The sequence below is a fragment of the Azospirillum sp. CT11-132 genome (genome assembly GCF_047302835.1).
Taxonomy (GTDB): domain Bacteria; phylum Pseudomonadota; class Alphaproteobacteria; order Azospirillales; family Azospirillaceae; genus Azospirillum.
Genome location: NZ_JBGLZA010000003.1, coordinates 947,029 through 972,711, shown reverse-complemented (window position 1 = coordinate 972,711; position 25,683 = coordinate 947,029). Strand labels below are relative to the sequence as shown.

At 66.5% G+C, this 25,683-nt stretch carries 32 protein-coding genes; 22 read left to right on the top strand and 10 right to left on the bottom strand.

The features are described 5' to 3' along the window. Positions 1 to 100 precede the first annotated feature (100 nt). The 8 genes from ACCD06_RS10405 (at position 101) to ACCD06_RS10370 (ending at position 6,133) form a co-directional block, all read left to right on the top strand. Positions 101 to 316: a DUF1127 domain-containing protein gene (locus ACCD06_RS10405; RefSeq protein ID WP_247871365.1), complete on the top strand. Its 216-nt coding sequence runs from the start codon at positions 101 to 103 to the stop codon at positions 314 to 316. A gap of 3 nt (positions 317 to 319) precedes the next feature. Beyond that, positions 320 to 769: a GFA family protein gene (locus ACCD06_RS10400; RefSeq protein WP_413340496.1), complete on the top strand. Its 450-nt coding sequence runs from the start codon at positions 320 to 322 to the stop codon at positions 767 to 769. Continuing rightward, positions 766 to 1,188 (top strand): GFA family protein, encoded by a 423-nt coding sequence (locus ACCD06_RS10395; protein WP_109075395.1) that lies wholly within the window; start codon positions 766 to 768, stop codon positions 1,186 to 1,188. Before ACCD06_RS10400 ends, ACCD06_RS10395 begins: the two co-directional genes overlap by 4 nt. A 344-nt stretch (positions 1,189 to 1,532) precedes the next feature. Next, positions 1,533 to 1,874, top strand: a complete 342-nt coding sequence (locus ACCD06_RS10390) for an ArsR/SmtB family transcription factor (protein ID WP_413340494.1) — start codon at positions 1,533 to 1,535, stop codon at positions 1,872 to 1,874. Next, positions 1,871 to 2,800 carry an SRPBCC family protein gene (locus ACCD06_RS10385; protein ID WP_413340492.1) on the top strand — a complete coding sequence of 310 codons (930 nt, stop codon included), beginning with the start codon at positions 1,871 to 1,873 and terminating at the stop codon, positions 2,798 to 2,800. Before ACCD06_RS10390 ends, ACCD06_RS10385 begins: the two co-directional genes overlap by 4 nt. Before the next feature lie 203 nt (positions 2,801 to 3,003). Further along, positions 3,004 to 3,351 (top strand): cupredoxin domain-containing protein, encoded by a 348-nt coding sequence (locus ACCD06_RS10380; protein WP_109075396.1) that lies wholly within the window; start codon positions 3,004 to 3,006, stop codon positions 3,349 to 3,351. Positions 3,352 to 3,388: 37 nt separating this feature from the next. Next, a complete protein-coding gene (locus ACCD06_RS10375; protein ID WP_413340490.1) occupies positions 3,389 to 4,234 on the top strand; it encodes an FTR1 family iron permease in 846 nt (281 codons plus the stop codon). Positions 4,235 to 4,336: 102 nt separating this feature from the next. After that, positions 4,337 to 6,133 carry a monovalent cation:proton antiporter-2 (CPA2) family protein gene (locus ACCD06_RS10370; RefSeq protein WP_413340488.1) on the top strand — a complete coding sequence of 599 codons (1,797 nt, stop codon included), beginning with the start codon at positions 4,337 to 4,339 and terminating at the stop codon, positions 6,131 to 6,133. Here the strand turns inward: ACCD06_RS10370 and ACCD06_RS10365 are convergent. From ACCD06_RS10365 to ACCD06_RS10355, 3 genes are all read right to left on the bottom strand, one after another. After that, positions 6,130 to 6,927: an ABC transporter ATP-binding protein gene (locus ACCD06_RS10365; protein WP_413340486.1), complete on the bottom strand. Its 798-nt coding sequence runs from the start codon at positions 6,925 to 6,927 to the stop codon at positions 6,130 to 6,132. The two genes, ACCD06_RS10370 and ACCD06_RS10365, sit on opposite strands and share 4 nt — an antisense overlap. Then, positions 6,924 to 7,820 carry an ABC transporter permease gene (locus tag ACCD06_RS10360; RefSeq protein ID WP_413340484.1) on the bottom strand — a complete coding sequence of 299 codons (897 nt, stop codon included), beginning with the start codon at positions 7,818 to 7,820 and terminating at the stop codon, positions 6,924 to 6,926. Before ACCD06_RS10360 ends, ACCD06_RS10365 begins: the two co-directional genes overlap by 4 nt. A 174-nt stretch (positions 7,821 to 7,994) precedes the next feature. Then, positions 7,995 to 8,975: an ABC transporter substrate-binding protein gene (locus tag ACCD06_RS10355; protein WP_413340482.1), complete on the bottom strand. Its 981-nt coding sequence runs from the start codon at positions 8,973 to 8,975 to the stop codon at positions 7,995 to 7,997. Between the two features lie 339 nt (positions 8,976 to 9,314). Here ACCD06_RS10355 and ACCD06_RS10350 point away from each other — a divergent pair, with 339 nt between their 5' ends. Next, positions 9,315 to 9,695, top strand: coding sequence for a DUF983 domain-containing protein (locus ACCD06_RS10350; RefSeq protein ID WP_413340480.1), 381 nt, complete (start codon positions 9,315 to 9,317; stop codon positions 9,693 to 9,695). Between the two features lie 122 nt (positions 9,696 to 9,817). Here ACCD06_RS10350 and ACCD06_RS10345 read toward each other — a convergent pair whose 3' ends face one another. The 3 genes from ACCD06_RS10345 to ACCD06_RS10335 all read right to left on the bottom strand — a co-directional run bounded on the left by ACCD06_RS10345 (position 9,818) and on the right by ACCD06_RS10335 (position 11,489). Continuing rightward, the gene (locus tag ACCD06_RS10345; RefSeq protein WP_158281999.1) at positions 9,818 to 9,985 is read right to left on the bottom strand and encodes an RSP_7527 family protein; all 168 of its coding nucleotides are present in this window, start codon (positions 9,983 to 9,985) and stop codon (positions 9,818 to 9,820) included. Between the two features lie 229 nt (positions 9,986 to 10,214). Beyond that, on the bottom strand, positions 10,215 to 10,634 hold the full coding sequence (locus ACCD06_RS10340; RefSeq protein ID WP_109075403.1) for a hypothetical protein: 420 nt from the start codon (positions 10,632 to 10,634) through the stop codon (positions 10,215 to 10,217). A 39-nt stretch (positions 10,635 to 10,673) separates the two neighbouring features. Continuing rightward, positions 10,674 to 11,489, bottom strand: coding sequence for a hypothetical protein (locus ACCD06_RS10335; RefSeq protein WP_413340478.1), 816 nt, complete (start codon positions 11,487 to 11,489; stop codon positions 10,674 to 10,676). A 118-nt stretch (positions 11,490 to 11,607) separates the two neighbouring features. On the opposite strand from ACCD06_RS10335, the gene ACCD06_RS10330 reads away from it, so the two are divergent. The 5 genes from ACCD06_RS10330 (at position 11,608) to ACCD06_RS10310 (ending at position 16,263) form a co-directional block, all read left to right on the top strand. Next, positions 11,608 to 12,378 (top strand): SDR family oxidoreductase, encoded by a 771-nt coding sequence (locus ACCD06_RS10330; protein ID WP_109075405.1) that lies wholly within the window; start codon positions 11,608 to 11,610, stop codon positions 12,376 to 12,378. Positions 12,379 to 12,782: 404 nt separating this feature from the next. Next, the gene (gene uvrC, locus ACCD06_RS10325) at positions 12,783 to 14,729 is read left to right on the top strand and encodes an excinuclease ABC subunit UvrC (protein ID WP_413340476.1); all 1,947 of its coding nucleotides are present in this window, start codon (positions 12,783 to 12,785) and stop codon (positions 14,727 to 14,729) included. A 78-nt stretch (positions 14,730 to 14,807) separates the two neighbouring features. After that, positions 14,808 to 15,410, top strand: coding sequence for a CDP-diacylglycerol--glycerol-3-phosphate 3-phosphatidyltransferase (gene pgsA / locus ACCD06_RS10320; RefSeq protein WP_109075407.1), 603 nt, complete (start codon positions 14,808 to 14,810; stop codon positions 15,408 to 15,410). An 11-nt stretch (positions 15,411 to 15,421) separates the two neighbouring features. Beyond that, on the top strand, positions 15,422 to 15,922 hold the full coding sequence (gene mobB, locus ACCD06_RS10315) for a molybdopterin-guanine dinucleotide biosynthesis protein B (protein ID WP_413340474.1): 501 nt from the start codon (positions 15,422 to 15,424) through the stop codon (positions 15,920 to 15,922). A gap of 155 nt (positions 15,923 to 16,077) precedes the next feature. Next, positions 16,078 to 16,263 carry a hypothetical protein gene (locus ACCD06_RS10310; protein WP_413340472.1) on the top strand — a complete coding sequence of 62 codons (186 nt, stop codon included), beginning with the start codon at positions 16,078 to 16,080 and terminating at the stop codon, positions 16,261 to 16,263. 99 nt (positions 16,264 to 16,362) lie between these two features. On the opposite strand, the gene ACCD06_RS10305 is transcribed toward ACCD06_RS10310, so the two are convergent. Beyond that, the gene (locus tag ACCD06_RS10305) at positions 16,363 to 16,512 is read right to left on the bottom strand and encodes a hypothetical protein (RefSeq protein WP_413340470.1); all 150 of its coding nucleotides are present in this window, start codon (positions 16,510 to 16,512) and stop codon (positions 16,363 to 16,365) included. A gap of 163 nt (positions 16,513 to 16,675) precedes the next feature. Here ACCD06_RS10305 and ACCD06_RS10300 point away from each other — a divergent pair, with 163 nt between their 5' ends. From ACCD06_RS10300 to moaE, 4 genes are all read left to right on the top strand, one after another. Then, entirely contained in the window at positions 16,676 to 17,347 is a 672-nt protein-coding gene (locus tag ACCD06_RS10300) for an HAD hydrolase-like protein (protein WP_413340469.1), read from the top strand. Positions 17,348 to 17,417: 70 nt separating this feature from the next. Beyond that, on the top strand, positions 17,418 to 18,671 hold the full coding sequence (gene glp, locus ACCD06_RS10295; RefSeq protein ID WP_413342480.1) for a gephyrin-like molybdotransferase Glp: 1,254 nt from the start codon (positions 17,418 to 17,420) through the stop codon (positions 18,669 to 18,671). A 10-nt stretch (positions 18,672 to 18,681) separates the two neighbouring features. Further along, positions 18,682 to 18,933 carry a molybdopterin converting factor subunit 1 gene (gene moaD / locus ACCD06_RS10290; protein WP_109075411.1) on the top strand — a complete coding sequence of 84 codons (252 nt, stop codon included), beginning with the start codon at positions 18,682 to 18,684 and terminating at the stop codon, positions 18,931 to 18,933. A 4-nt stretch (positions 18,934 to 18,937) separates the two neighbouring features. Continuing rightward, positions 18,938 to 19,390, top strand: coding sequence for a molybdopterin synthase catalytic subunit MoaE (gene moaE / locus ACCD06_RS10285; RefSeq protein WP_413340466.1), 453 nt, complete (start codon positions 18,938 to 18,940; stop codon positions 19,388 to 19,390). 24 nt (positions 19,391 to 19,414) lie between these two features. Here moaE and ACCD06_RS10280 read toward each other — a convergent pair whose 3' ends face one another. Next, entirely contained in the window at positions 19,415 to 20,005 is a 591-nt protein-coding gene (locus tag ACCD06_RS10280) for a YqgE/AlgH family protein (protein ID WP_085089466.1), read from the bottom strand. Positions 20,006 to 20,199: 194 nt separating this feature from the next. On the opposite strand from ACCD06_RS10280, the gene ACCD06_RS10275 reads away from it, so the two are divergent. From ACCD06_RS10275 to ACCD06_RS10260, 4 genes are all read left to right on the top strand, one after another. Next, entirely contained in the window at positions 20,200 to 22,314 is a 2,115-nt protein-coding gene (locus ACCD06_RS10275; protein WP_413340464.1) for a protein-disulfide reductase DsbD family protein, read from the top strand. A 77-nt stretch (positions 22,315 to 22,391) separates the two neighbouring features. Then, positions 22,392 to 22,757, top strand: a complete 366-nt coding sequence (locus ACCD06_RS10270; protein ID WP_413340462.1) for a zinc ribbon domain-containing protein YjdM — start codon at positions 22,392 to 22,394, stop codon at positions 22,755 to 22,757. A gap of 156 nt (positions 22,758 to 22,913) precedes the next feature. Continuing rightward, the gene (locus ACCD06_RS10265; RefSeq protein ID WP_085089463.1) at positions 22,914 to 23,396 is read left to right on the top strand and encodes a peroxiredoxin; all 483 of its coding nucleotides are present in this window, start codon (positions 22,914 to 22,916) and stop codon (positions 23,394 to 23,396) included. A 134-nt stretch (positions 23,397 to 23,530) separates the two neighbouring features. Continuing rightward, the gene (locus tag ACCD06_RS10260) at positions 23,531 to 24,178 is read left to right on the top strand and encodes a hypothetical protein (RefSeq protein WP_413340460.1); all 648 of its coding nucleotides are present in this window, start codon (positions 23,531 to 23,533) and stop codon (positions 24,176 to 24,178) included. Between the two features lie 29 nt (positions 24,179 to 24,207). Here the strand turns inward: ACCD06_RS10260 and rnhA are convergent, their stop codons facing one another. After that, entirely contained in the window at positions 24,208 to 24,687 is a 480-nt protein-coding gene (gene rnhA, locus ACCD06_RS10255) for a ribonuclease HI (RefSeq protein WP_413340458.1), read from the bottom strand. 4 nt (positions 24,688 to 24,691) lie between these two features. After that, entirely contained in the window at positions 24,692 to 25,675 is a 984-nt protein-coding gene (locus tag ACCD06_RS10250; RefSeq protein WP_413340456.1) for a homoserine kinase, read from the bottom strand. Positions 25,676 to 25,683: the final 8 nt, after the last annotated feature.

Sequence of the window (25,683 nt, the reverse complement as noted above, 5' to 3'; positions counted from 1 at the left end):
CAGTTTCACAAGCGATCTGACCAACGGAGCGGCGAGGCCGAGGCCCCGCTCCCCATTCACCGGAAGGAACCGGATCATGGCAAAGGGAACGCATTCACCGATGTCCGGCGCAGAACTGTTCGTCCGCAAGCCGGCCCCGGCCGGCGTGGGGCTGGGCGAGCGCGTGGTGGCGCTGTTCGACCGCCTTGCGACCTGGAACGAGCGCCGCCGGCAGCGCCGCGCGCTGGAGGCTCTGCCCGACCATCTGCTGTCGGATATCGGCATTTCCCGCGCCGATGCGGACTATGAGGCTGAAAAGCCGTTCTGGCGGGGCTGAGCGATGGGCGACGTGAAGGCAAGCGGGGAGGGGGAGCGGGTCTGGACCGGCGGCTGTCTGTGCGGCGGCGTGCGCTATGCCATCGACACCCGGCCGGAACCGATCTCCTTCTGCCATTGTTCCCAGTGCAGGCGCCAGCACAGCCATGTCGGCGCCTACGCCGGCCTGCCCCGTGCGGCGTTGCGTCTGCTCACCGACTCGACTCTGACGTGGTACGCCTCCTCCGAGCGCGCCCGGCGCGGCTTCTGCGCGCGTTGCGGTGCCGGGCTGTTCTGGGAGGCGTTGGAACAGGCCGGTGCGGAGCGCCGCATCACGGTGACCGCCGGCAGCCTGGACGATCCGTCCGGGCTGCGGGTGGATCGCCATATCTTCGTCGACCACAAAGGCGCCTATTACGACATCGGCGACGATGGTGTCGAACGCCGGACCAGCACGGGAGAGGTGGTGGAATGAGCGAAGGCGTGACGGGGCGGGAGCGGGCGCTGGCCGGCGGTTGCCTGTGCGGCGGCGTGCGCTTTCTGCTGGCGGAACGGCCGGATGGGGTCGTGACCTGCCATTGCGGCCAGTGCCTCCGCTTCCACGGCCACATCGGCGCCTATGTCACGGTTCCGCGCGATACCGTCACCTTCGACGCCGATGAAACGCTGTCCTGGTACCGCTCCTCCGACATTGCGGAGCGGGGATTTTGCGGGCGCTGTGGCTCGTCCCTGTTCTGGAAGGGCGACGGCAAGACCGAGATCGAGATCGCCGCGGGCAGTTTGGACCAGCCGACCGGGCTGACGACGCTTCGCCATGGCTATGTGGCCGACAAGGCCGACTACTATGAGATCACCGACGGGCTGGAGCAGTTTCCCGGCTCGTCGGAAGCTTGAGCGCCTGACAAAACAGGGTTTGAGCTATTGGGAGGCGGATGGCTGCACATCACGTCTCCGACGCCCTTTGGGTAGTGGTTGAACTGTTGCTCGCTCCAGAGCCTCCGAAGCCGAGTGCCGCCATCGGGCGGGGCGAGACCAACAGCGCAGTCCAGATTCCGTAAATCCGCCGGTCCTTGAACACAGTGACCACGTCACGGCGCGTGGGCACGGCGGGACGAAAGCCCCTGATCCGGGCCGCAACGGAAGCCGCCGCTCCAGGGAGCGCTGCTTGGTTGTGAAAAACTTAGCCAATCGGCGAAGTGTTTGCTTGCAAGTGCAATGTCGCGCTGATACTTAGCGACATGGCTAAGCATAAACCCGATCTCTCGCTGCTTTTCCACGCGCTTGCTGATCCGACCCGACGGTCAATCCTGACCCGGCTCGCCAGAGAACCCGCGCGTGTAACGGACTTGGCCGGTCCCACTGGACTGCGTCTGCCCACCGTGATGCGGCACCTTTCCGTGCTCGAGGAAGCTGGGTTGATCTCAACCTCTAAGGAAGGGCGAACACGGACCTGCGCCATGGTGCCGGAGGCCATGGAGCCGGTGCGGACATGGCTGGATGAACACCGGGCGATTTGGGAGGCCCGTCTCAGCCGACTGGATGCATTTGTGATGAACGTCATGAAGGAGCGCAAAGAATGACATCGGACCCCGTTTCGACCGGCATGGCGCCGGATGACAGGGCGATTGAAAGGAAGGATCGCTTTGCGACGCTGACCTTCGAGCGGGAGGTGGCCGCGCCGTTATCGGTGCTATGGCATGCGTGGACGGCCCCGGCCGCCAGGATGGTTTGGGCCGCCCCCACGCCCTCGATCATCGTGGAGTTTCTGGAGGCCGACACCAGGGTGGGAGGACGTGAGGTCTCTCTCTGCAAGGTGGAGGGGCAGCCCGATATCCGTTGCGAGGTTGGCTGGCTGGACCTGCAGCCTGCGCAGCGCAGCGTGAATTACGAGGTGGTTTCGTCCGGGCAGGTGACACAATCAGCCGCGCTGGTGTCGGCAGATTTCTCAGGTACGGACAAACGCAGTCGGCTGGTCGTTACGGTGCAGCTTTCCTCGATGGCCAAGAACATGGAGGCCGGATACCGGCAGGGCTTTGGTGCGGGACTGGACAACCTCTCGGGCGTGGCCGAGCGGACCATGGTGCTTGAGCGAGTGATACAGGCACCCCGGTCCCTGGTCTGGGGGGCATGGATGAACCCTGAGACGCTCCCGCAATGGTGGGGCCCGGAAGGATTCTCCTGTCGGACGACGCGGATTGATCTGCGCGCGGGCGGCGAATGGGTCTTCGACATGATTGCGCCGGATGGAACGGTGTTTCCGAACCACCATCGTTATGGAGAGGTCCGGACCGAGGAAAGAATCGGCTACACGCTTCTTTGGGGCGAGAACGGGCCGAAACATGCCGACGCCTGGGCCATGTTCGAGGACCTAGACGGCGCAACGAAGGTGACGTTGGGCATGGTGTTCACCACAGCTTCCGAGTTCCAGGAGGCGAAGGGGTTCGGCGCCGAGAAACTGGGGCAGCAAACGCTGGGCAAATTGGAGCGCTTCGTCGCATCCCGTTGAAACGCCGCGGCTTCGCGTCGTCTCGACCTGGGCTTGTCGAGACGGGCGAACCTGGGTAGGTGGCACGCTACGCCGCCGGGGTGCGCGAATCCGTCGCAGGTGCGTTGCGGAGCCTGCGGGTGCCTTTTCATTTGACCCCGGGGGGCTTGAGTGAGAATGATTTTCAGAAGCAATGGCCCACCAGCCCCTGAGGTTTTCCGCGAATGCGTCGTGTCTCTCTGCTTTCCGCCGCCTTCGGCATCGCCCTATCCGGAGCCGCCCTGATCCACGCCGTCCCGGCGCAGGCTGCCGATACGGTGACCATCGTCATCAAGGATCACAAGTTCGAACCGGCGGAGGTGAAGGTTCCGGCCAACAAGCGGGTGACCCTGCTGGTCGACAATCAGGACGCCACGTCGGAAGAGTTCGAAAGCGGCGAGATGAAGGTCGAGAAGATCGTCGGCGGCCGCAAGCAGATCAAGGTCATGGTCGGTCCGCTGAAGCCGGGGCGCTATCCCTTCTTCGGCGAATTCCACGAAGCGACGGCGCAGGGCGTCGTGATCGCCGAGTGACGTTGTCCCAGCAGACCGACTACTACCGGAGACGACCATGCTCGCCAGTCTGATCATCGTCTTTCGCGAGGTCCTCGAAGCGGGCCTCATCGTCGGCATCGTGCTGGCCGCGACCCAGGGAGTGCCCGGCCGCGGCCGGTCGATTTCGCTGGGCATCGTCGGCGGCATGGTCGGGTCCTGCATCGTCGCTGCCTTCGCCGACGGCATCAGCTCGCTGTTCGCCGATACCGGACAGGAGATGTTCAACGCCACCGTCCTGCTGATCGCCGTCGTCATGCTGGCCTGGCACAATGCCTGGATGGCGCAGCATGGCCGCGAACTGGCGCGCGACATGAAGGCGGTCGGCCGTGCGGTGCAGAGCGGGGAAAAATCGCTGGCGGCGCTGGCCATCGTCATCGGCGTCGCCGTGCTGCGCGAGGGGTCGGAGGTCGTGCTGTTCCTGACCGGCATCCTGGCGTCGGAAGAGGGCGGCATCGCCACGGTGGCCACCGGCGGGCTGGGCGGCATGGCGCTGGGCGCGTTGGTCTCCGTCCTGCTCTATGCCGGGCTGCTGCAGATCCCGACGCGGCACCTGTTCGCCACCACCACGTGGCTGCTGACGCTGCTGGCCGCCGGCATGGCGGCCACGGCGGTCAATTTCCTGGCACAGGGCGGCATCCTGATGGCGGGCGGCACCGTGCTGTGGGACACCTCGGACGTCCTGCGCGACAACAGCCTCGTCGGGCAGGCGCTGCATGTGCTGGTCGGCTACACCGATCGTCCGACGGAGGCGCAGCTGATCGCCTATGTCGGCGTGGTCGTCGGCATCCTCCTGCTGACCCGCTGGGCGGCCAATGGGGCGCCGCCGTCGAACAACCCGCGCGTGGCTTCCGCGGCCGAATAATCAATAGCATCTAGGTATATGGCCGGGCTGACGGTTAAGTGTCTGGCATCGGCCGTTGAAATCGCGCCATAGTGCCCCTGCGACAGTCGAGCGGCGGGGGACATGGCGGAGCTTGTGACGTTGGTTGTGCTGCTGGCGGCGATGGTGGTTGCCGTGCCGGTGGCAAAAAGGTTCGGGTTCGGTGCGCCGCTCGGCTATCTCGCCGCCGGGCTGGCGGTTGGTCCGGCCGGGCTCGGGCTGGTCACCAATGTGGGGGCGATTGCACACGCCTCGGAACTCGGCGTCGTCATGCTGCTGTTCCTGATCGGGCTGGAGCTGAGGCCCGCCCGCCTGTGGGTCATGCGGAAATCGGTGCTGGGGCTTGGCGGTGCGCAGGTCGCGGTGACCGGCGCCGCGATCACCGCGCTGTGCGGCTGGGGGCTGGGGCTCGCCTGGCCGACGGCGGTGGTTCTGGGCTTCGGCTTCGCCCTGTCCTCCACCGCCATGGCGCTGCCGATGATGGCGGAGCGCGGGCTGCTCGCCAACCAATCCGGGCGCAATGCCTTTTCCGTCCTGCTGTTCCAGGATCTTGCGATCATCCCCGCGGTGGCGCTGCTGCCGCTGTTGGGCAATGGCAGCGTTCCCCAGGCCGATGGCGCGTGGCTGGCCGTCGCCAAGGCGGCGGTGGCGGTTGTGGTGGTGCTGATCGGCGGGCGCTATCTGCTGCGGCCGATCTTCCACGCGGTCGACCGCGCCGGCGCGCCGGAGATCTTCACCGCCACAGCCCTGCTGATCGTCATCGGCACCGCCGTCCTGATCCAGGAGGCCGGTCTGTCGATGTCGCTGGGTGCCTTCATGGCCGGTGTCCTGCTGTCGGATTCGGAATACCGGCACGAGGTGCAGGCGGACATTGAACCCTTCGAGGGCTTGCTGCTCGGGCTGTTCTTCGTGTCGGTCGGCATGGGCGCCGACGTGCCGACGCTGATGGCGCATCCCGTCCGCTTCCTAGGACTTGCCGTGGCGCTGCTGCTGGTGAAGGGACTGGTGATGCTGGTGCTGGCCCGCATCGCCGGGGTTCCCTGGGCCGGGGCGACGCGGATGGCGACGGTGCTGAGCCAGGGCGGCGAATTCGGCTTCGTGCTGTTCGGGCTGGCGGTCGGCGGCGGCGTGATGGCCGGGGAACAGGCGTCGGCGGCGATGCTGGTGGTCACCCTGTCGATGCTGGCGACGCCCTTCCTGTTCGCGGCGGAGGAGCGCTGGTTTGCGCCGCGCCTGATGTCGGCGAAGCCCAAGCGTCCCTTCGATACCCCGCCCGACGACAACCCGCCGGTCATCATCTGCGGCTTCGGCCGGGTGGGGCAGGTGGTCGGCCGCGTGCTGCGGGTGCGCGGCATTCCCTTCACCGCGCTGGAGAGCAGCGCGGCCCAGGTTGATTTCGTCCGCAGGTTCGGCAGCAAGGCCTACTACGGTGACCCGACCCGCGTGGAGCTTCTGCGCGCCGCAGGGGCGGAGAAGGCCAAGGTGCTGGTGGTGGCGCTGGACGACATGGAGCAGTCGCTGCGCGTGGTGGAGATGGCGACGCGCCATTTCCCCAACCTGACCATCTTCGCCCGCGCCCGCAATCGCCGCCATGTCCATCATCTGATGGACCGCGGCGTCACCCACATCGTGCGCGAGACCTTCGATTCCAGCCTGCGCATGACCGGCGATGTGCTGCGGCAGATGGGATTGGCGGAAGGCGAAGTGACGCGGACGCTCGACACCTTCCGTGCCCATGACGAACGGACCCTGATCCGCCAGCATGCCGTCCATAACGACGAGATCAAGCTCATCCAGACCTCCCGCGATGCCGCCGCCGAACTTCAGTCGCTGTTCGAGGCGGACCGGGAAGGCGAGGCCAGGACGAAGGCGGAGGCTTAGCCGATCAGCAGGCTGTCGTCGCTGATCTCCACCCCGCCGCGCTGCCTGGCGAACAGCGCCAGCAGGTGCGGCACGTCCAGCCCGGCGCGCTCCTCGCCCGCCACGTCGAGGACGACGCGCCCCTCGTGCAGCATCAGCGTGCGGTTGCCATAGTCCAGCGCCTGCCGCATCGAATGGGTGACCATCAGCGTGGTCAGGCGGTTGTCGCGGACGATGCGCCGGGTAAGATCCAGCACGAAATCGGCGGTGGCAGGGTCGAGCGCCGCGGTGTGCTCGTCCAGCAGCAGGATCTTGGAGCCGGCCAGCGTCGCCATCAGCAGGCTGACCGCCTGACGCTGCCCGCCGGAAAGCAGGCCCATGCGGTCGTGCAACCGGTTCTCCAGCCCCAGCCCCAGCGCCGCGATGCGGTCGCGGAAGTTCCTGCGGCGGTCGCTGCCCAGAGCGAGCGCGAGGCCCCGGCGGCGTCCGCGGGCGGCGGCCAGCGCCATGTTCTCCTCGATGGTCAGGGCGGCGCAGCTGCCGGCCATCGGGTCCTGGAAGACGCGGGCGACCAGCCCGGCGCGGCGCGGCGTGTCCCAGCGGGTGACGTCGGTGCCGTCGATCGAGATGCGCCCCTGCTCCGCCAGCACGTCGCCGGCCAGCGAACCGAGGAAGGTCGACTTGCCGGCGCCGTTGGAGCCGATGACGGTGACGAACTCCCCCTCCGGGATGGTGAGGTCGACGCCGCGCAGCGCGTGCTTTTCCAGCGGCGTGCCACGCCCGAAGGTGACGTGGATGTCCTCGACGACGATCATTTGGCAACTCGTGCGTTGCGGGAAGCCTTGGCCTTCAGGCGCGGCAGGATCAGGGCGACGGCGACCAGCACCGCGGTCACCAGATTGAGGTCGGAGGCCTGCAGGCCGATGGAGTCCGCCGAAAGCGCCAACTGAACCGCGAGGCGGTAGAGGATCGAACCGGCGACGCAGCCGACCAGCGCCAGAGCCAGGGCGCGGGCGGGCAGCACCGTCTCGCCGACGATGACGGCGGCCAGCCCGACGACGATTGTGCCGATGCCGGTGGTGACGTCGGCGAAGCCGTTGGTCTGGGCGAACAGGGCGCCGGCCAGACCGGTCAGGGCGTTGGACAGGGCGATGCCGGCATAGACATGGGCGTCGGTGTCGACGCCCTGCGCCCGCGCCATCCGCGCATTCACCCCGGTCGCCCGCATCGCCAGCCCGAACTCGCTGGACAAGAAGCGGGCGAGCAGCAGCACAACGACCGCGACGATGACGCCGACCACCAGCGGGCGGACGATGTGGTCCGGGATGCCAAGCCCATAGAAGGGCGTCAGCACCGTGTCCTGCATCAGCAGAGCCACGTTCGGCCGCCCCATGACCCGCAGGTTGACGGAAAACAGGGCGATCATCGTCAGGATGCTGGCGAGCAGATGCAGGATCTTGAAGCGTACGTTCAGCGTCGCCGTCACCAGACCGGCCGCGGCACCCGCGAGTGCGGCGGCGAGGCTGGCGAGCCAGGGGTTGACCCCGGCGATCAAGAGCACCGCGCAGACGGCCGCCCCCAGCGGAAAGCTTCCGTCCACCGTCAGGTCGGGGAAGTCCAGGATGCGGAAGGACAGATAGACGCCGATGGCGACCAGCGCATAGACGAGGCCGATCTCGATGGCGCCGAAGAGGGCGATTTCAGTCATTGCGGTGCTTTTGAAGGGGCTTGGTTTGGGGAGCGTTTTGCCCCCTCCCGATCCCTCCCCCGCTTGCGCGGGAGAGGGGACAGGAGCTTTGTCGGCGTTCGGCGGAAGTTCCCTCTCCCACCGCAGGTGGGGGAGGGATAGGGAGGGGGCAGAGCACTACCCCCAGACATTCCCTTACTGCCCGACCACCTTCGTCGCGCGCTTCACCACCGCGTCGGGCAGGGTGACGCCCATGGCGGCGGCGGATTTCGGGTTGACGAACAGGTCGGTGCCCTTGGCGAGCGACACCGGGATGTCGCCGGGCTTCTCGCCCTTCAGGACGCGGGCGACAATGGCGCCGGTCTGCCTGCCGACCTGGAGATAGTCGAAGCCGATCGAGGCGACGGTGCCGCGGGCGACGCTGTCGGTGTCGGCGGAGAAGATCGGCAGCTTGGCCTGCTGGCCGACGGCGATCACGCTTTCCAGTGCCGAGACGACGGTGTTGTCGAGCGGGATGTAGACGGCATCGGCCTTGCCGACGAGGCTGCGCACCGCCTGCTGGGCGTCCGACGATTTCGGCACGGAGGCCTCGACCACGGTCAAGCCGGCCTTGGCGGCCTCGTCCTTCAGCGCCTTGACCAGCACGATGGAGTTCGGCTCACCCGGGTTGTAGAGCACGCCGATGCGCTTGGCCTGGGGCAGGATCTCGCGGATCAGGGCGACATGCTCGCCGACCGGGGCCATGTCGGACAGGCCGGTGATGTTGGCGCCGGGCTTGTCCATCGACTTCACCAGCTGGGCCGACACCGGATCGGTCACCGCGGTGAACACCACCGGGATGTCGCGGGTCGCGGCCGCCACCGCCTGGGCCGACGGGGTCGAGATCGGGACGATCACGTCGGGGCGGGAGCCGGCGAACTGGCGGGCGATCTGGGCGGCAGTGGCCGGGTTGCCCTGCGCGCTTTGATACTCGACCTTCAGGTTTTGGCCCTGGACAAAGCCGGCGTCCTTCAGCGCCTCCACCACGCCGTCGCGCGTCGCGTCGAGCGCCGGGTGCTGGACGATGGCGGTGATGGCGACGGTCTTGGTCTGTGCCATCGCCGAGACCGGCATGGCGATCGGGCCAACGAAGGCGGCGAGGGCAGCGGCAGCGCACAACAGGCGGGTGAAGGGCATGGCTGGGTCTCCGGAACGCAAAGGTCTTCCCCTAGACCGCGCGGTCGCCGCCGTCAACTCGGCAGCAGGGCCGGGGAGGCTGGAGTGGAACATTTGAAACGCTATGAAACAGTTTTCGGGAGATGTTCCACTGTTCTATCCGCCGTCCGATCCATCATGTCCCCTCCGCGGTTGCAATCAGGCGCCCCTTCATAGCACGGGACAGGAGACGGGATAAGGACGGCCCGAAAATCCGGCGGATCGCCGTAAGCCGGCCGCCGCATGCCCGACCTGTCCGCAATCGGGGGTGTGGTTTGGCTGGCAAGAGCCTATATTGTGGGCAACACGGAAGGAGTGGCCATGATCGCAGGAACCGAAGCGGCTCCGTCGAAGTTTCTCGCCTCTTTCCGCGGCTTGATCGGCTGCTGTCCCAATTGCGGGCGCGGCCGGCTGCTGCGGAACTTCCTGAAGCCGGTGGATCACTGTTCGGCCTGCGGCGAGGCTTATGGCCATCTGCGCGCCGACGACGCGCCGCCCTGGATGACCATCCTGATCGTCGGCCACATCATCATCCCCGCCCTGCTGTTCGTCGAACAGAATTATGAGCCGCCGACTTGGTTGCATCTGGCGATCTGGCCGGCGCTGACCCTGCTGCTGACGCTGATTCTGCTGCCGCGCTGCAAGGGTCTGGTGCTGGGGCTTCTGTGGTGCACCGGCGCACCGGGGTCGGAACGCGGATAGGCGGTTGGAGACATCCTGAATGCGAAAACGGCACCGCGCAGCAATGCACGGTGCCGTTTCTCTACCAGGACCGTTTCTCTATCCGGCTGGAGCCTCGCCGGTCGGCGCCGGCCCGTCTGCCGTCAGCGCACGCTCGGCAGCGCGGTGCCGTGGCCGGCGCGGGCGCCGAACAGGCCGGCGCGCAGCTTGCCGAACAGGTCGCGCAGATGATCGGCGCGCATCTGGCGGGCGGCCAGGATGATCTCGTCGTAGGAACGGGGATCGCGGACTTCGTTGAAATTGCTGTTCATGGCTTTGGGAATCTCCACGTGAGGTGAGAGACGTCCACTCCCTTGGGTTCGTATGAGGCGTTGGTTCGCCTTGTGAAACCCAAGATAGGACAGAGCCGCTGTCCCATGAAGCGCAGTCCGCGCAATGCCGCCCGACAGTTTCCGTATCAGCTTCCTCAATCAACGGAGATGCGAACTATTGTCGACGGCCATGGTCCGTGGCCTGTCCGACAATGGTTCGCCATACCGATTACTTGCGGTCCCGCGCGCCGTCGACCGCGACGTTGCGGTCTGAGACGATACGGTCGGTCGATCCCCGCTCGGTTCCCCTGGTGGTCCGGCCCTGAGGGTGGTCGGGCTGGCGCGGCGGCAGCGGGCCGGTGCCGAGGCCGCCGGCCTCCTCGCTGCCGGGGATGCCGAAATCCTCGTCGGGCTGGTCGATCGGACCGCCGGCGCCGGGGCCGATGATGCGCTGGAAGCCCTCGATCCGTTCGTCCACGTCGGGATGGTCGACCGTCCGGGGGATATCCAGCGGGATCTCGCGCTCATCGATGCCGCCGCTGTCGCTGGGGCCGGTGGCGTTACCGATGTTGCGGTCGTCTCTGGGGCGGTCATCCGCCTTGCGGTGGTCGGCGTCGCGGCGGTCGATGTTGCGATCGTTGGCGGCCATGGGCGCTCTCCCGTCTGCTGTGTCGAGGTCTCGGTTCCCTCAACAGGGCGGGAGGACACTCGTCACCGTCCGCACATCGAACCAGCCGCCGACACTGTGGCGCAGATCCTGCCGCCGGTCCTGCTCCGGCGCCGGGGCGATGTCCCAAAGCCAGGACATGTCGGGGGCGGGGAGGGCGAGGCCCCAGGTCGAATCCTCCACCTCGGTCACGGTGCCGCCATGCATCCAGGAGGCATCGATGTCGGTGAACAGGGCCGCGCGTTCGGCGATGGTGGACAGCCAGCAGAGATGGCCGTGGACCATGCGCAGGGCGAAGGCCATCCGCTCCGCCTCCGTGGTCGCCGGGGCGCGGCGTTCCACCGCCTCCAGCGGCAGCAGCGGCAGTTGGGACAGCAGGTTGCAGGACACGGCGAAACGGAAACGGCCGCCTTCGGGAACCGGCGGTTCGAAATCGGTGGGCAGCGGGCCGCCGCTGTCCAGCGCGGCGGCAAGCGGCGCCAGCGCGCCGCTGACGTCCATCTCGACGAGGCGGACATTGGACAGGGCCGCCGCACGGCGGCGGACGGCGCGGCTGTGCAGGATGTCCGCCAGAACCACCTCGTCGAAACGGGCGGTCAGCGTCTCCAGCGGGATCTCGATCAGCAGCCCCGATCCGGCGACCAGCGCCCGCCCACCCGGTTCCACCCGCTGCACCGCCTGATCGATGAAGCGGTGGCAGGCGGCGACATGCGGCGCCCAGGCCCGCTTCTGGCGCCGGTAGCGGGCTCCCAAGGCCACCATTTCCGACAGGTAGCCGAAACGGCGCGCCAACGGCGGGCAGGGCGTGGTCAGATATTCGAAGGCTTCGCGCAACATCGCCGGCTTACCCCCTCCGCCAACTTCGCCGCCAACGTCGCCATTGGCCCGTCGATCGGCCGCTTTTCCGGCCGTCTCACCCCTTGACCCGCGACGGTGGCAAGGTACCTATGGCGCCATGGTCGAGATCAAGAGGAAAACGGCCCTGGTCACAGGGGCCGGCAAGCGCATCGGGCGGGCCATCGCGCTCGATCTTGCGGGGCAGGGGTGGGACGTCGCCGTCCATTACCGTAGCTCCCGAGAGGAGGCCGATGCCGTCGTCGCCGAGATCGAGCGGGCGGGCGGCCGTGCCATGGCCTTCGCCGCCGACCTCGACCGTGAGGCGGAGGTGAAGACGCTGGTGCCGGCGGTGACGGAGCGGCTCGGTCCGCTGACACTGCTGGTTAACAACGCCTCCCGCTTCGAACGCGACGAGATGGCCGACGTCACACGCGAATCGTGGGACGCGCATATGGAGGCGAACCTGCGGGCTCCCTTCGTGCTGTCGCAGGATTTCGCGTCGCGGTTGCCGGAGGGCGAGCGTGGGCTGATCGTCAACATCATCGATCAGCGCGTGTGGAATCCGACTCCGCACTTCGTGTCCTATACCCTGTCGAAGATGGGGCTGTGGGCGCTGACCCGGACAATGGCGCTGGCGCTGGCCCCGCGCATCCGGGTCAACGGCATCGGACCCGGTCCGACGCTGCGCAACGACCGCCAGACGGTGGAGGAGTTCGCCGCCCAGTGGGACTCGACCCCGCTGCATCGCGGCACCACGCCGGAGGAGATCTGCGCCGCCATCCGCTTCCTGATCGCCGCCCCGGCGATGACCGGCCAGATGATCGCGCTGGACGGTGGGGAGCATCTGGGATGGGCGCAGCCGGCGCATGGCTTCGTGCCCAACGAATAGCGGCGGATTGCAATCCTTAAACAGGGAAAGGCACGTCCGTCCGGAGCCTTGCGGCCGGCGGGGCGGGTGCGGTGCGGCGAAAATGACCGCGCGTTTTACACAGGTGCCCCACCCCGCGCAAGAGGCGCCTGTAGCCCCGAGACAATTTTGTGGCCGCGCGTCAATTCCCGCCCTTGACTCGGACCTGACCTAAGGAAATCAACGGCTTAATGAAAATGCCTAAAAAATAGGCGGAAGCATGCGACCCGTTGTGGCGCCTAGCTCCGGATGGGCTACCCCCGTCGTTATCGACAAACTTATCCACAGGTTTCGTGGATATTCTTCCGGAGGGGCGAGTCGCTCCGCATGCGTCCTTCGCGTGCCCAACAGTTGACCCGCGACGGCCGCTCGACGACATTCTGGTCATGTCCGAAACGCATTCCTCAGAGCCCCTGGTTTCCTCTTCCGACGCCGATGCCTCGGGCGGTGAGGACGTTGCCGCGCGTCCGAAACGGCGGCCGGCCGACATCAACCGGGGCGTCGAGATCATTCGTGAGCATTTGAAGACCCTGCCGCAGACACCGGGCGTCTACCGCATGCTGGCGGGTGACGGGGCGGTCCTGTATGTCGGCAAGGCGCGCAACCTGAAGCGCCGGGTGACCAACTACACCCAGGTCGGAAAGCTGCCGGTCAGGCTCCAGCGCATGGTCGCGGAGACCGAGACGATGGAGTTCGTCAACACCCACACCGAGGTGGAGGCGCTGCTTCTCGAATCGAACCTGATCAAGAAGCTGATGCCTCGGTACAACGTGCTGTTGCGGGACGACAAGACCTTTCCGCACATCATGATTACCAGGGACCACGACTATCCGCAGCTGACCAAGCACCGTGGCGCGCGCGGGCGCGATGCCGACTATTTCGGTCCTTTCGCTTCCGCCGGGGCGGTCAACCGGACGATCACGGCGCTGCAGCGCGCCTTCCTGCTGCGCAACTGCGCCGACACGGTGTTCGCCAGCCGCACCCGGCCCTGCCTGCAATACCAGATCAAGCGCTGCACCGCGCCCTGCGTCGGCCGCGTCAGCCCGGCGGAGTATCAGGCGCAGGTCGGTCAGGCCCGCGCCTTCCTGTCGGGCAAGAGCCGCGACATCCAGACGGAATTCGCCGACCGGATGATGGCCGCCTCCGACGCCATGGATTTCGAGACGGCGGCGCGCTACCGCGACCGTATCCGCGCGCTGACCGCGATCCAGGCCCACCAGGACATCAATGTCGAGGGGGTGGTGGAGGATGCCGACGTCATCGCCGCCTATGCCGAGGGCGGGGTGACCTGCATCCAGGTCTTCTTCTTCCGCGGCGGGCGCAACTACGGCAACCGCGCCTATTTCCCCAGCCATGACAAGGCGGCGGAGACCGAGGAGGTGCTGGCCGCCTTCATCGCCCAGTTCTATGAGAACAAGGCGGCGCCGCCGCTGGTGCTGGTCAGCCACGCCCTGCCGGAGCTGGAGCTGCTGAGCGAGGCGCTGGCCGTGCGCGCCGGGCACAAGGTCGAACTGGCGGAGCCGAAGCGCGGCGAGAAGCGGCGAATCGTCGAGCATGCGCTGACCAACGCGCGCGAGGCGCATGGGCGCCGGCTGGCCGAAAGCTCCAGCCAGGCGCGGCTGCTGGAGGGGGTGGCCGCCGCCTTCGGCATGGACGGACCGCCGGAGCGGGTCGAGGTCTACGACAACTCCCACATCCAGGGGGCGCACGCCATCGGCGCGATGATCGTCGCCGGGCCGGAGGGCTTCATCAAGAACGCCTACCGCAAGTTCAACATTCGCGAGCAGGGGGCGGCCGGCGACGACTTCGCCATGATGCGCGAGGTGCTGACCCGCCGATTCGGCCGGGCGGTGAAGGAGGATCCGGAACGCAGCCTGGGGACGTGGCCCGATCTGGTGCTGATCGACGGCGGTCTGGGACAGTTGAACGTCGCGCTGGAGGTGTTCGCGGAACTGGGCATCGACGACGTGACGCTGGTCGGCATCGCCAAGGGGCCGGACCGCGACGCCGGGCGTGAACATTTCTTCATGGAGAACCGCCCGCCCTTTCAGATGGAGCCGCGCGACCCGGTGCTGTATTTCCTGCAGCGGCTGCGCGACGAGGCCCACCGCTTCGCCATCGGCACCCACCGGGCCAAGCGGACCAAGGCCATCGGCAAATCGCCGATCGACGAGATCGCCGGCATCGGTCCCGCCCGCAAGAAGGCTCTGCTGCATCACTTCGGCAGCGGGGCGGCGGTGGCGCGCGCCGGGCTCGCCGATTTGGAGGCGGTGGAAGGGATCAATCGCACGGTTGCGAAAAAGATATACGATCACTTCCATCCCGATGGTTAGAATGCGGGCACAACAAACCAGCCGGCGCTCTCACGGGTGCCGAGCGGGGACATCCTCCAGCGGTTCGAGTTTTCCGTCATGCTGACCAGCCTGCCCAACCTGCTGACCCTGTCGCGAATCGCGGTGATCCCGCTGGTGGTCGGGCTGTTCTATGTGCCGGAGGCCTGGGCGGCCTATACCGCGTGCTCGCTCTATGCCGCCGCCTGCATCACCGATTGGTTCGACGGCTATCTGGCGCGGGCCTGGGCGCAGGAAAGCGTGATCGGCAAGTTCCTGGATCCCATCGCCGACAAGCTGCTGGTGGCGGCGACCCTCATCATGCTGGCGGGGTTCCACCGGCTGACCGGCCTGTCGATCCTGCCGGCGGTGGTGATCCTGCTGCGTGAAGTGCTGGTGTCGGGGCTGCGCGAGTATCTGGCCGGGCTGCATGTCGGCGTGCCGGTAACCTGGCTGGCGAAATGGAAGACGACGATCCAGATGATCGCGCTGGGCTTCCTGATCGTCGGCGATTATGGTCCGGCGGAACTGCCGGTGACCTTCATCGGCACGGTTGGGCTGTGGATCGCCGCGGCTCTGACCTTCTACACCGGGTGGGATTACATGCGCGCCGGACTGACCCATATGATGGCCGAGCAGCCGGCGAAGCCCGGCGCCGCCCGTTCCGCCCGCAGCGCCGGTTGAAAGTTTCCGACATGAAAATCTTTGGGCTGACCGGCTGGAGCGGCAGCGGCAAGACCTCGCTGATGGTGCGGCTGATTCCGGCGCTGACGGCGCGCGGCTTGCGCGTGTCGACGGTCAAGCATGCCCACAAGGGCTTCGACATCGACCATCCCGGCAAGGACAGCCACAACCATCGCCTGGCCGGCGCCACGGAGGTGCTGGTAAGCTCCCCCCGGCGCTGGGCGCTGATGCACGAGCTGCGCGACGGCGAGCCGGAGCTGACGCTTGAGCAGCTGATCGGCAAGGTGGCGCCGGTCGACCTGCTGCTGGTCGAGGGCTTCAAGCGCGACCGCCACGAGAAGATCGAGGTCTGGCGGGCCGAGGTGGACAAGGCGCTGATCGCGCCCGACGATCCCACCATCGTCGCGGTCGCCAGCGACGGCGCGGTGCCGGGCTGCCCGGTGCCGGTGCTGGACCTGAACGACGCCGAGGCGGTTGCGGCGTTCGTGGTGGAGCGGTGCGGGTTGGGGTGAGTGCATCCGGCGCGAGTGTTTCCGCGTACACGATTCTCAAATTCGGACATTTTCCTTTACCCGCGGACGACTTCAGGTTATTGCTTTCGTCTGAATAAGGGTCAGCCACGGTTGACTCTCACCCCATTCAGACGAACATTGGAGGTAGCGCAGCCATGCTGGAGTTGGTCATGGAACCGACGAACAAGCCGCGCGTCTCCGAGGAAGCCGACCTTACGCCTGAGGCGGAGGCGGAGCGGACGCGCCGTCAGCAACAGAAATTTCAAGAGCTGATGACGCGCCTCGCAGCGAATGCTGCGGCGATGGGGGATTCATATTGGACGCGAAGCCCAAAGGGTTGATCGATCGTGGCTTGGCGACCCAGTTCCTCCAAAGCGCAGGCTGCGGCCGTAATCGATTATGGGCGGGATTTTTCGCTCGAACGTTCTGCATTGCCGGCCTCACTCAATCATATTGTCGATGAGATCGAAGAGTCTTTGCGGCAAAAGCCGGTCGATCCCACCGATCATTTGCAGCATGGTGCCGAAGAAGGGACGATGCTGATCCGACGCCGCAATGGTGTCTACGTCGCCTTTCAACGACGAATTCACAATCCAGCTCCGCCCTTCCGTGTGTGCCTATGGTACTGTGGAACTTATCGGGAGAGCGGAAGTCGCGTGATCTATGACTTTGAAGAGGGGTGTCAATCCTCTTCGCCATGATGCTAAGAATGACGGTCCATTGGATCGCATCTATCAGGCATCACAGGACATCATGGACACCGCACCTTCTCGCATGCCGCGGACGCTCGATCGCCGCGGTTATCGGCTCGCCGTCTTCGATTTCGACGGGACGCTGGCCGACTCGTTTCCCTGGTTCATCGGCGTCTTGAACGGTGTCGCCGACCGCTATGGCTTCAACCGCGTGCAGGCGGACGAGGTGGAGCGGTTGCGCGGCTATGACGCGCGGCAGATCATGCGGCACCTGCGGGTGCCGAACTGGAAGCTGCCCTTCATCGCCAACCACATGCGGCAGCTGATGGCGCGCGACATCGACGGCATCCGGCTGTTCGACGGCGTGCCGGAGATGCTGCGGGCATTGCACGACAGCGGCGTGACCGTCGCCATCGTCAGCTCGAACTCGGTGGAGAACATCCGCAGCATCCTGGGATCGGAGGCGGCCGGGCGGGTGGCGCATTACGGCTGCGGCGCCTCGCTGTTCGGCAAGGCGGCGAAGTTCCGCAAGTTGCTGCGCAAGGCCGGCGTTCCGGCGGAGCTTGCCATCGGCATCGGCGACGAGGTGCGCGACATCGACGCCGCGCGGGCGCTGGGCATGGGCTGTGCCGCAGTCGCCTGGGGTTATGCGCGCGAGGATGCGCTGGCGGCGCGGCGGCCGGACCGGCTGCTGACGCGGGTGGAGGAGATTCCCAGGCTGTTCGGCGGCTGAATGCCACGTCCCGGAAAGGACGCCTTTTCCCTCTTCGCAGCGGACGCCGCGGCGGACTAGAGTGGCGACCATGGTGCAACTCGACAATGATTGCTTCGCCTTCGGCGGGCCGATGATGGCGGTGGAGCCGGCGCTGGCACTGCTGGCTGGACGGGTCGGGCCGGTGACGGCGACGGAGACCGTGCCACTGTCCGCTGCGCTTGGCCGGGTGCTGGCCGCCGATCTGGTGGCGCCCTTCAACGTGCCGCCGCACGACAATGCCGCGGTGGACGGCTACGCCGTGTTCTTCGACGATCTCGCCGCCGACGGGCCGACAATGCTGCCGGTGACGGCGCGGGTGGCCGCCGGGCAGTGGCTGGGCCGGCCGGCGGTGCGCGGCGAGGCGGTGCGCATCTTCACCGGCGCGCCGATGCCCGCGGGCATGGACACGGTGTTCATGCAGGAGGAATGCCGCAGCGACGGTACCACCGTCACCCTGCCGGCGGGCATCCGCCGCGGCGTCAATCGGCGACTGGCTGGTGAGGACGTGCGCGAGGGGTCGGTGGTGCTGGCCGCCGGGCGGCGCTTGCGGCCGGAGGACATCGCGCTTGCGGCTTCGCTGGGCCATGCGGTGCTGCAGGTGCGCAGCCGGCTGCGGGTGGCGGTTTTCTCCACCGGCGACGAGTTGCGGCAGCCGGGACAGGCGCTGGAGCCCGGCGCCGTCTATGACGCCAACCGCTTTGCCCTGATCGCGCTGCTGACCCGGCTGGGCTGCGCCGTCACCGACCTCGGCATCCTGCCCGACCGGTTCGAGGCCATCCGAGATGCGCTGGCCGATGCGGCGATGAGCCATGACGCGCTGATCACCTCCGGCGGCATGTCCACCGGGGAGGAGGATCACGTCAAGCCGGCGGTCGAGGCGAACGGGCGGCTGGATTTCTGGCGGCTGGCGATCAAGCCGGGCCGGCCGGTGGCGCTGGGCCGTGTGCGCGACGCCGTGTTCGTCGGGCTGCCGGGCAATCCGGTCGCGGTGGTGGTGACCTTCCTGCGCATCGCCCGGCCGATCCTGCTGCGGCTGATGGGGGCGGCGGACGAGACGCCCCGGGCGATCCCGGTGCGCGCGAGCTTCGCCCACAAGAAGAAGCCCGGGCGGCGCGAGTTCTTGCGCGGGTCGCTGGCCCGTGGTGAGGACGGCGCGCTGGTTGCGGCGAAATACCCCCGCGACGGTGCCGGTGTGCTGTCGTCACTGGTGGAGTCCGAGGGCCTGATCGAGTTGCCGGAGGATCTGGCGCGGGTCGAACCCGGCATGACCGTCGATTTCCTGCCTTTCAAAGAATTCCTGTAGAGGTCGCGTGATGAAGATTCTCTATTTCGCCTGGCTGCGCAGCAAGATCGGCGTGCCGACCGAGACCGTGGAGTTGCCGGCGGAGGTGACCACGGCCGGCGCTCTGGTCGAATGGCTGAAGACCCGCAGCCCGCGCCATGCCGAGGCGCTGGCCAACAGCAAATTGGTCAAGGTGGCGGTGAACCAGGAGCATGTGCCCTACGACCACCCGATCTCCGCGACCGACGAGATTGCGCTGTTCCCGCCGGTGACGGGGGGCTGACGGCATGGCGATCCGCGTCCAGGCCGAGGATTTCGACGTCGGCTCCGAATACGCCGCCTTCACCGCCGGCCGAACCAGCGTCGGCGGGGTGGCGATGTTCGTCGGGCTGGTGCGCGACATCGCCGGCGGCGCTGCCGTCAGCGCCATGACGCTGGAGCATTATCCCGGCATGACCGAGAAGCAGTTGGAAGCCATCGAGGAGGAGGCGCGGCGCCGCTGGCCTCTGGACGATGTGCTGGTGATCCACCGTTACGGCCGGCTGGAGCCGGGGGACCGCATCGTGATGGTCGCCACCGCCTCGGCCCACCGCGACGCTGCTTTCGAGTCCTGCCGTTTCCTGATGGACTGGCTGAAGACCAAGGCGCCCTTCTGGAAGCTGGAAGCAACGCCGGAAGGCGAACGCTGGGTCGAGGCCAAGGAGAGCGACGACGCGGCAGCGGCACGGTGGGAGGAGTAAACTGTCAGGCGGGATAGGGCGCGCTCAGGCGTGCCCGGCCTCGCCCGACAGCATGGAGACGCTGACGCCGAGCTTGCCGATGGCGCGTTCCCACTTGGCGTCCAGGTCGGTGTCGAACAGCAGCTTTTCGTCGCAGGGCACGTTCAGCCAGCCGTTGGCCTGGAATTCGGCGTCCAGTTGCCCCGGCCCCCAGCCGGCATAGCCGAGCAGCAGCAGGTTGCGGCGCGGGCCGCGGTCTTCGGAGATGGCGCGCAGGATGTCGATGGTGGCGGTCAGGGCCACGTCGTCGTTCACCACCAGCGTGCCGTCGCGGACATAGTCGGTGGAGTGCAGGACAAAGCCGCGGCCCGACTCGACCGGACCACCGTAATGCACCGGCAGATTGTGGGTCGGCTGCGGGATGTCCATGTCGAGCTGTTCCAGCAAATCCTCGAACGTGATCGACCCGAACAGCCGGTTCACCACCAGACCCATTGCGCCGTCTTCATTGTGGGCGCACACATAGATGACCGTGCGCTGGAAACGCGGGTCCTCCATTCCGGGCATGGCGATCAGCAGCTGGCCGGTCAGCGATTCCGTGGTCTTGGAGTCCGGAGACTTGGTCAGGCGCGGCATGGGCGATTATCCTTGTCGTCGGTTCGGTGCGGAAGACCGCCCCCGTCCCTACGGTCGGTTGTGGTTGGCGCTCTGGCGACGCTTTCACCGGAGTGTGACAGCACCGGCCGAGCTTTGTCACCATTATATGGGCTATCATATAGGGTGTCGGGGACGCCGATGCGCCCCTTCCAGGGAAGAGAACAGTGCGCGCGATGAAAAGACATGCCGTCACCCTCCTGCTGCTTCTGGCCGTGCTCGCCGGTGGCGCCATACCTGCTTTTGCCCAGGACATCGGGGCAGGGGATGGGATCGGCGCCTGGACCAAGGCAGGACCGGTCGAGGCGCGGCTGGTGTCCGCAGTGCGCGGCACCGGCGACCTGACGGCGCTGCCGCTGGGGCTGGAATTGCGGCTGGAGCCGGGGTGGAAGACCTATTGGCGCTCCCCCGGCGATGCCGGATTCGCACCGCGCCTGGACTGGAGCCGCTCGGGCAACCTGGGCAAGGCGACGCTGTCCTATCCGGCGCCGCACCGCTTCTCCGTCCTGGGGTTCGAGACGGCGGGATATGACACGGCCGTGCTGTTCCCGATCCAGGGGACGCCGACGACGCCCGGCAAGCCCGTCGATCTGGCGCTGACCGCCGAACTGCTGGTCTGTTCGGAGATCTGCGTGCCGCAGACGTTGGACCTCGCGCTTGCACTGCCGGCCGGGCCGGCGGAGCCCAGCGGGGTCGCCAACGACGTGGCGCGCGCCCAGGCGCTGGTGCCGAAGGGTCCGAACGGGCTGCTGCGCATCGAGTCCGTGCGCGGCAAGGGGGCATCGCTGGAGGTGGAGGCGACCGCCGCCGACGGCTTCGTCACCCCCGACCTGTTCGTCGAGACCGATCCGGCCCTGACCTTCTCCCCCCCCAAGACCGTTTTTTCCGACAATGACCGCCATGTCCGCCTGACCCTGACGGTGACCGACCCGCAGCCCGGGCTGGATCTGGCCGGGCGCGCGATGACGCTCACCCTGGTCGACGGTGACAAGGCGGTCGAGGCGCCGGTCACGGCATCAGCCGGTTCCGCCGCGCCGACTCCCGGCGGGGTCGGTCTGTCGGCGATGCTCGGGGTGGCGCTGTTGGGCGGGCTGATTCTGAACCTGATGCCTTGCGTGCTGCCGGTGCTGTCGCTGAAGCTGATGTCGGTGGTCAAGCATGGCGGACGGGCGCCCGCCGCGGTGCGCGCCGGATTCCTGGCAAGCGCGGCCGGCATCCTCACCTCCTTCCTGCTGATGGCCTCGGTTCTGGTCGGCATCAAGGCGGCGGGCGGGGCGGTCGGCTGGGGCATCCAGTTCCAGCAGCCGCTGTTCCTGGTCTTCATGGTCGTGCTGGTCACGCTGTTCTCGGCCAATTTGTGGGGGCTGTTCGAGGTGCCGCTGCCGCGCGCGCTGGCCGACAGGCTGGGCGGCGACGGGCTGGCCGGGCCGTTCGCCACCGGCATGTTCGCAACCCTTCTGGCGACGCCCTGTTCGGCGCCGTTCCTCGGCACGGCGGTGGGATTCGCGCTATCCAAGGGGCCGGTGGAGGTCTACGCGATCTTTGCGACTCTGGGTGTCGGGCTGGCGCTGCCCTATCTGGCGGTGGCGGCTTGGCCGCGGGTGGCCGGATGGCTACCGCGGCCGGGACGCTGGATGGCGAAGCTGAAGATCGTGTTGGGCTTCGCGCTGATGCTGACGGCGGTTTGGTTGCTGTCGGTGCTGACCGCGCAGATCGGCGAGGTGGCAGCGGCGACGGTCGGGTTGCTGATGGCGGCGCTGGTGCTGGCGCTGTGGGTCGGGCGGAGTGCCCGAGGCGTGGCGCGGACCGCCGGCCCGGCGCTGGCCGGTGTGCTGGCGGTAGCCGCCTTCGCCATGCCGGCGGCGGTCGGCCCGTCGGCCGGCGCGGCGCCGGTGGTCAGCGACAGCAAGGCGCGCTGGGTGCCCTTCGTCGAATCGACGATCCGCGACCATGTCGCCGCCGGCCGCACCGTCTTCGTCGACGTGACCGCCGACTGGTGCATCACCTGTCAGGCCAACAAGAAGCTGGTCCTGAACCGCGGCGAAGTTGCCGAGCGGCTGGAGGACAAGGGCGTGGTGGCGATGCGCGCCGACTGGACCCGGCCGGACGCAACGATTGCGAAGTTCCTGTCCGATCACGGCCGGTACGGCATTCCCTTCAACATCGTCTACGGCCCCAGCGCGCCGGACGGCATCGCCCTGCCGGAACTGCTCAGCGACAGTGCGGTGCTGGAGGCCCTGGGTAAGGCGGCGGGTGTGGCGGCGGGGAAGGCGGGGGCCAAGTCATCCTGAGCGTGATCGGGAAAAGGCCTATGGCCGTTGCGGCTATTCTGCGGTAACAGGGCGGCTCCGGGAGCTTCTCCCGCGCCATGAGGACGATGATGGACGATCAGATCAACTGCCTGCAGTGCAACTCCGAGAACGCCTATAACGACGGCAGCCTGTGGAACTGCCCCGACTGCGGCCATGAATGGAACCCCGATACGGCCGCCGCCGCGGTGGATGCCGATGCCGGGCAGGGCGTGCGCGACGCCAACGGCAACATGCTGAGCGACGGCGATAGCGTCACGGTCATCAAGGACCTGAAGGTCAAGGGATCGTCCCTGGTGGTCAAGGGTGGGACCAAGGTGAAGAACATCCGTCTGACGGACGGCGCCGACGGCCACAACATCGCCTGCAAGATCGACGGCATCGGCGCCATGAACCTGAAGTCGGAATTCGTGAAGAAGGCGTGAGCCTGGCAGCCAATGCCAAGCGGACAGTCGGGCCAACCGCGCCTTGCGGCCATTCGCCGCGGGGGATAGAAGGGATGCAGGGCCGGGCTCCGCAATGAGGGTCCGGCCGAACCCGGAAAACGGGTCAAACCCATAAAATCGGAAGGGTTAGAGACGATGAGCATCCAGGTTGGCGATACCATTCCGTCCGTCACGCTGAAGTGGCTGACCGACAACGGCATGCAGGAAGTGACGACGGACGAGCTGTTCAAGGGCAAGAAGGTCGTCCTGTTCTCCGTCCCCGGCGCCTTCACCCCGACCTGCTCCGCCAAGCATCTGCCGGGCTTCGTCCAGCAGGCCGACGCGCTGAAGGCCAAGGGCGTGGACAGCATCATCTGCCTCGCCGTCAACGATCCCTTCGTGATGCGCGCCTGGGGTGACAAGGGCGGCGTCGGCGACAAGGTGAAGATGCTGCCGGACGGCAACGCCACCTTCACCACGGCTCTCGGCCTGACCATGGACGGTTCCGCCCACGGCCTGGGCACCCGCGGCCAGCGCTTCGCCCTGGTGGCGGAGGACGGCAAGGTGACACACGTCGCCGTCGAGGCGCCCGGCAAGTTCGAAGTGTCTTCGGCCGAAGCGGTGCTGGAGAAGGTTTGACCTCGTAGCGAGAGTGTAGGGGTGTAGCAGCACTTCTGAGTTTTCATCGACTCTCCGCTTTGGTTCGAATGCGAGATTGACAGCTGAGGATTTCTCCCAAAGGATTGCGTCGCTATCCTTTGGGAGTACCCTCTATGACATTGGCTTTGAATGCATTAATCAAGTGCGTCCACAATTCCTTAGAAGAGGTTTGCAACGAATTTCAACTGATCAGCGGGTTCAGTTGCGATCAAATGCCCGAGTATCTTTTGACGGCGGGATTATATCGCAGCTTGAAAAAACTGAAATCTGTTGGTTGGGTGAGGCCAGAAGCCAATATAAAAGATTCAATGAGTGAAGCTGGTGCATTAGGGCGTGGACCGATGCCTTCTGCTCTGAATGCGGCAGGTCGTTTTGACATCATCGTCTATGGAACGTCTGGTTCGCCAATTGGGGCCATTGAAGTAAAAAAGACGATCAACTCTCATTCACAAATCGCGAGTGATTTGACGAGACTGCGATCCGCGTTAAATAAATCTCCAAGCAGCTCTTCTATCCAATATGTTGGTATGGCTTTCCTTATCGCCAACAGCGGGGGAGATAGAAAGACCGCGACGGAGAGGGTTGATACAAGGGCCAACAACATCGGCACCAATCTATTTGGTATAGATTATCAAAAGGCAAGAGACGGCATTTATCGCTATGGCGAGGACGGTCATCCTGAGTCTTACACTTACAAAGTATCTGATAGCAGCGAAGACTCTTTCAGCTTTGCATCATGCTTTTGGGTGTCGACTCGGTGAGATAGCTGCGGTTTCGGAAAATTAATTCTTCAAATTGAAGATTTCCGCACGTCGGCCACGCCACGGCGCGCCAGTTCATCGGCGCGTTCGTTTTCGGGGTGGCCGGCGTGGCCGCGGACCCAGTGGAATTCGATCTGGTGCTGCCGCTTCGCCTCTTCCAGACGCTGCCACAGGTCGACGTTCTTCACCGGTTTGCGGTCGGCGGTCATCCAGCCCTTGGCTTTCCAGCCGTGGATCCACTTGGTGATGCCGTTCTTCACATATTCGCTGTCGGTGAAGAGGCGGACGGTCACCGGCTTCTTCAACGCCTCCAGCGCCATGATTGCGGCCATCAACTCCATGCGGTTGTTGGTGGTGGCCGGCTCGCCGCCATACAGCTCCTTCTCCACCTCGCCATAGCGCAGGATGGCGCCCCAGCCGCCGGGGCCGGGATTGCCGCTGCAGGCGCCGTCGGTGAAGATGTCGACTGTCTTGAGACCGGCTTCGGTCGGTGAGGTGGCGTCAGTCATTCAGTCAGGCCCCGCCCACGTCCGAATCGTCGAGGAAATAGTCGCCCAGGCCGCGGACCGACTGGTGGAAGCGCAGCTTGCGCAGATACTCCAGCGGGTCCTTCGGCCGCACGAAGGCGCCCGGCGGGTGGTTCAGCCAATCATAGAGGCGGGTCAGCAGGAAGCGTACGGCGCTGCCGCGGCAGAGCCAGGGCAGGGTGTCCAGCTCTTCGCGGGACAGCGGCCGGACCTTGCGGTAGTTGGACAGCAGCAGACGCGCCTTGGTGGCGTTGAAGGACCCGTCGATTTCGAAGCACCAGGCGTTGATGCAGATCGCCACGTCGTAGACGAAGAAGTCGTTGCAGGCGAAATAGAAGTCGATCAGGCCGGACAGACTGTCGCCGCGGAAGAAGACGTTGTCCGGGAACAGGTCGGCATGGATGACACCGGCCGGCAGGCCGACCGGCCAGTTGGCCTCCAGCGCCGCCAATTCGGTCTCCAGCGTTGCACGCAGGCCGGGCGCAACCTCGTCGGCGCGTTCGGCGGACTTGGCGAACAGATCCTTCCAGCCGGGCAGGGCCAGCGCGTTCGGCCGTTCCATGCGGAAGTCGCCGACCGCCAGATGCAGGCGGGCCAGCGCCTCGCCCAACTGAGCGCAATGCTGCGGCATGATCCGGCGCGGCCACATGCCGGCCAGGAAGGTGACGATCACCGCCGGGCGGCCGCACAGCTCGCGCAGGGCCAGGCCGTCGCGACCCGGTACCGGCAGCGGGCAGGCGATGCCCTTCTCCGCCAGATGCTCCATCAGGCCGAGGAAGAAGGGCAGATCCTCCTTCCGCGTGCGCTTTTCATAGAGCGTCAGGATGTAGGGTCCGCGTTCGGTCACCAGAAGGAAGTTGGAATTTTCCACCCCCTCCGCGATGCCCTTGCACGACAGCACCGCGCCCAGATCGTACTGGGCGGCGAAGGTGCTGAGATCCTCGTCGGTGACTTCGGTGTATACGGCCATGATGTCCA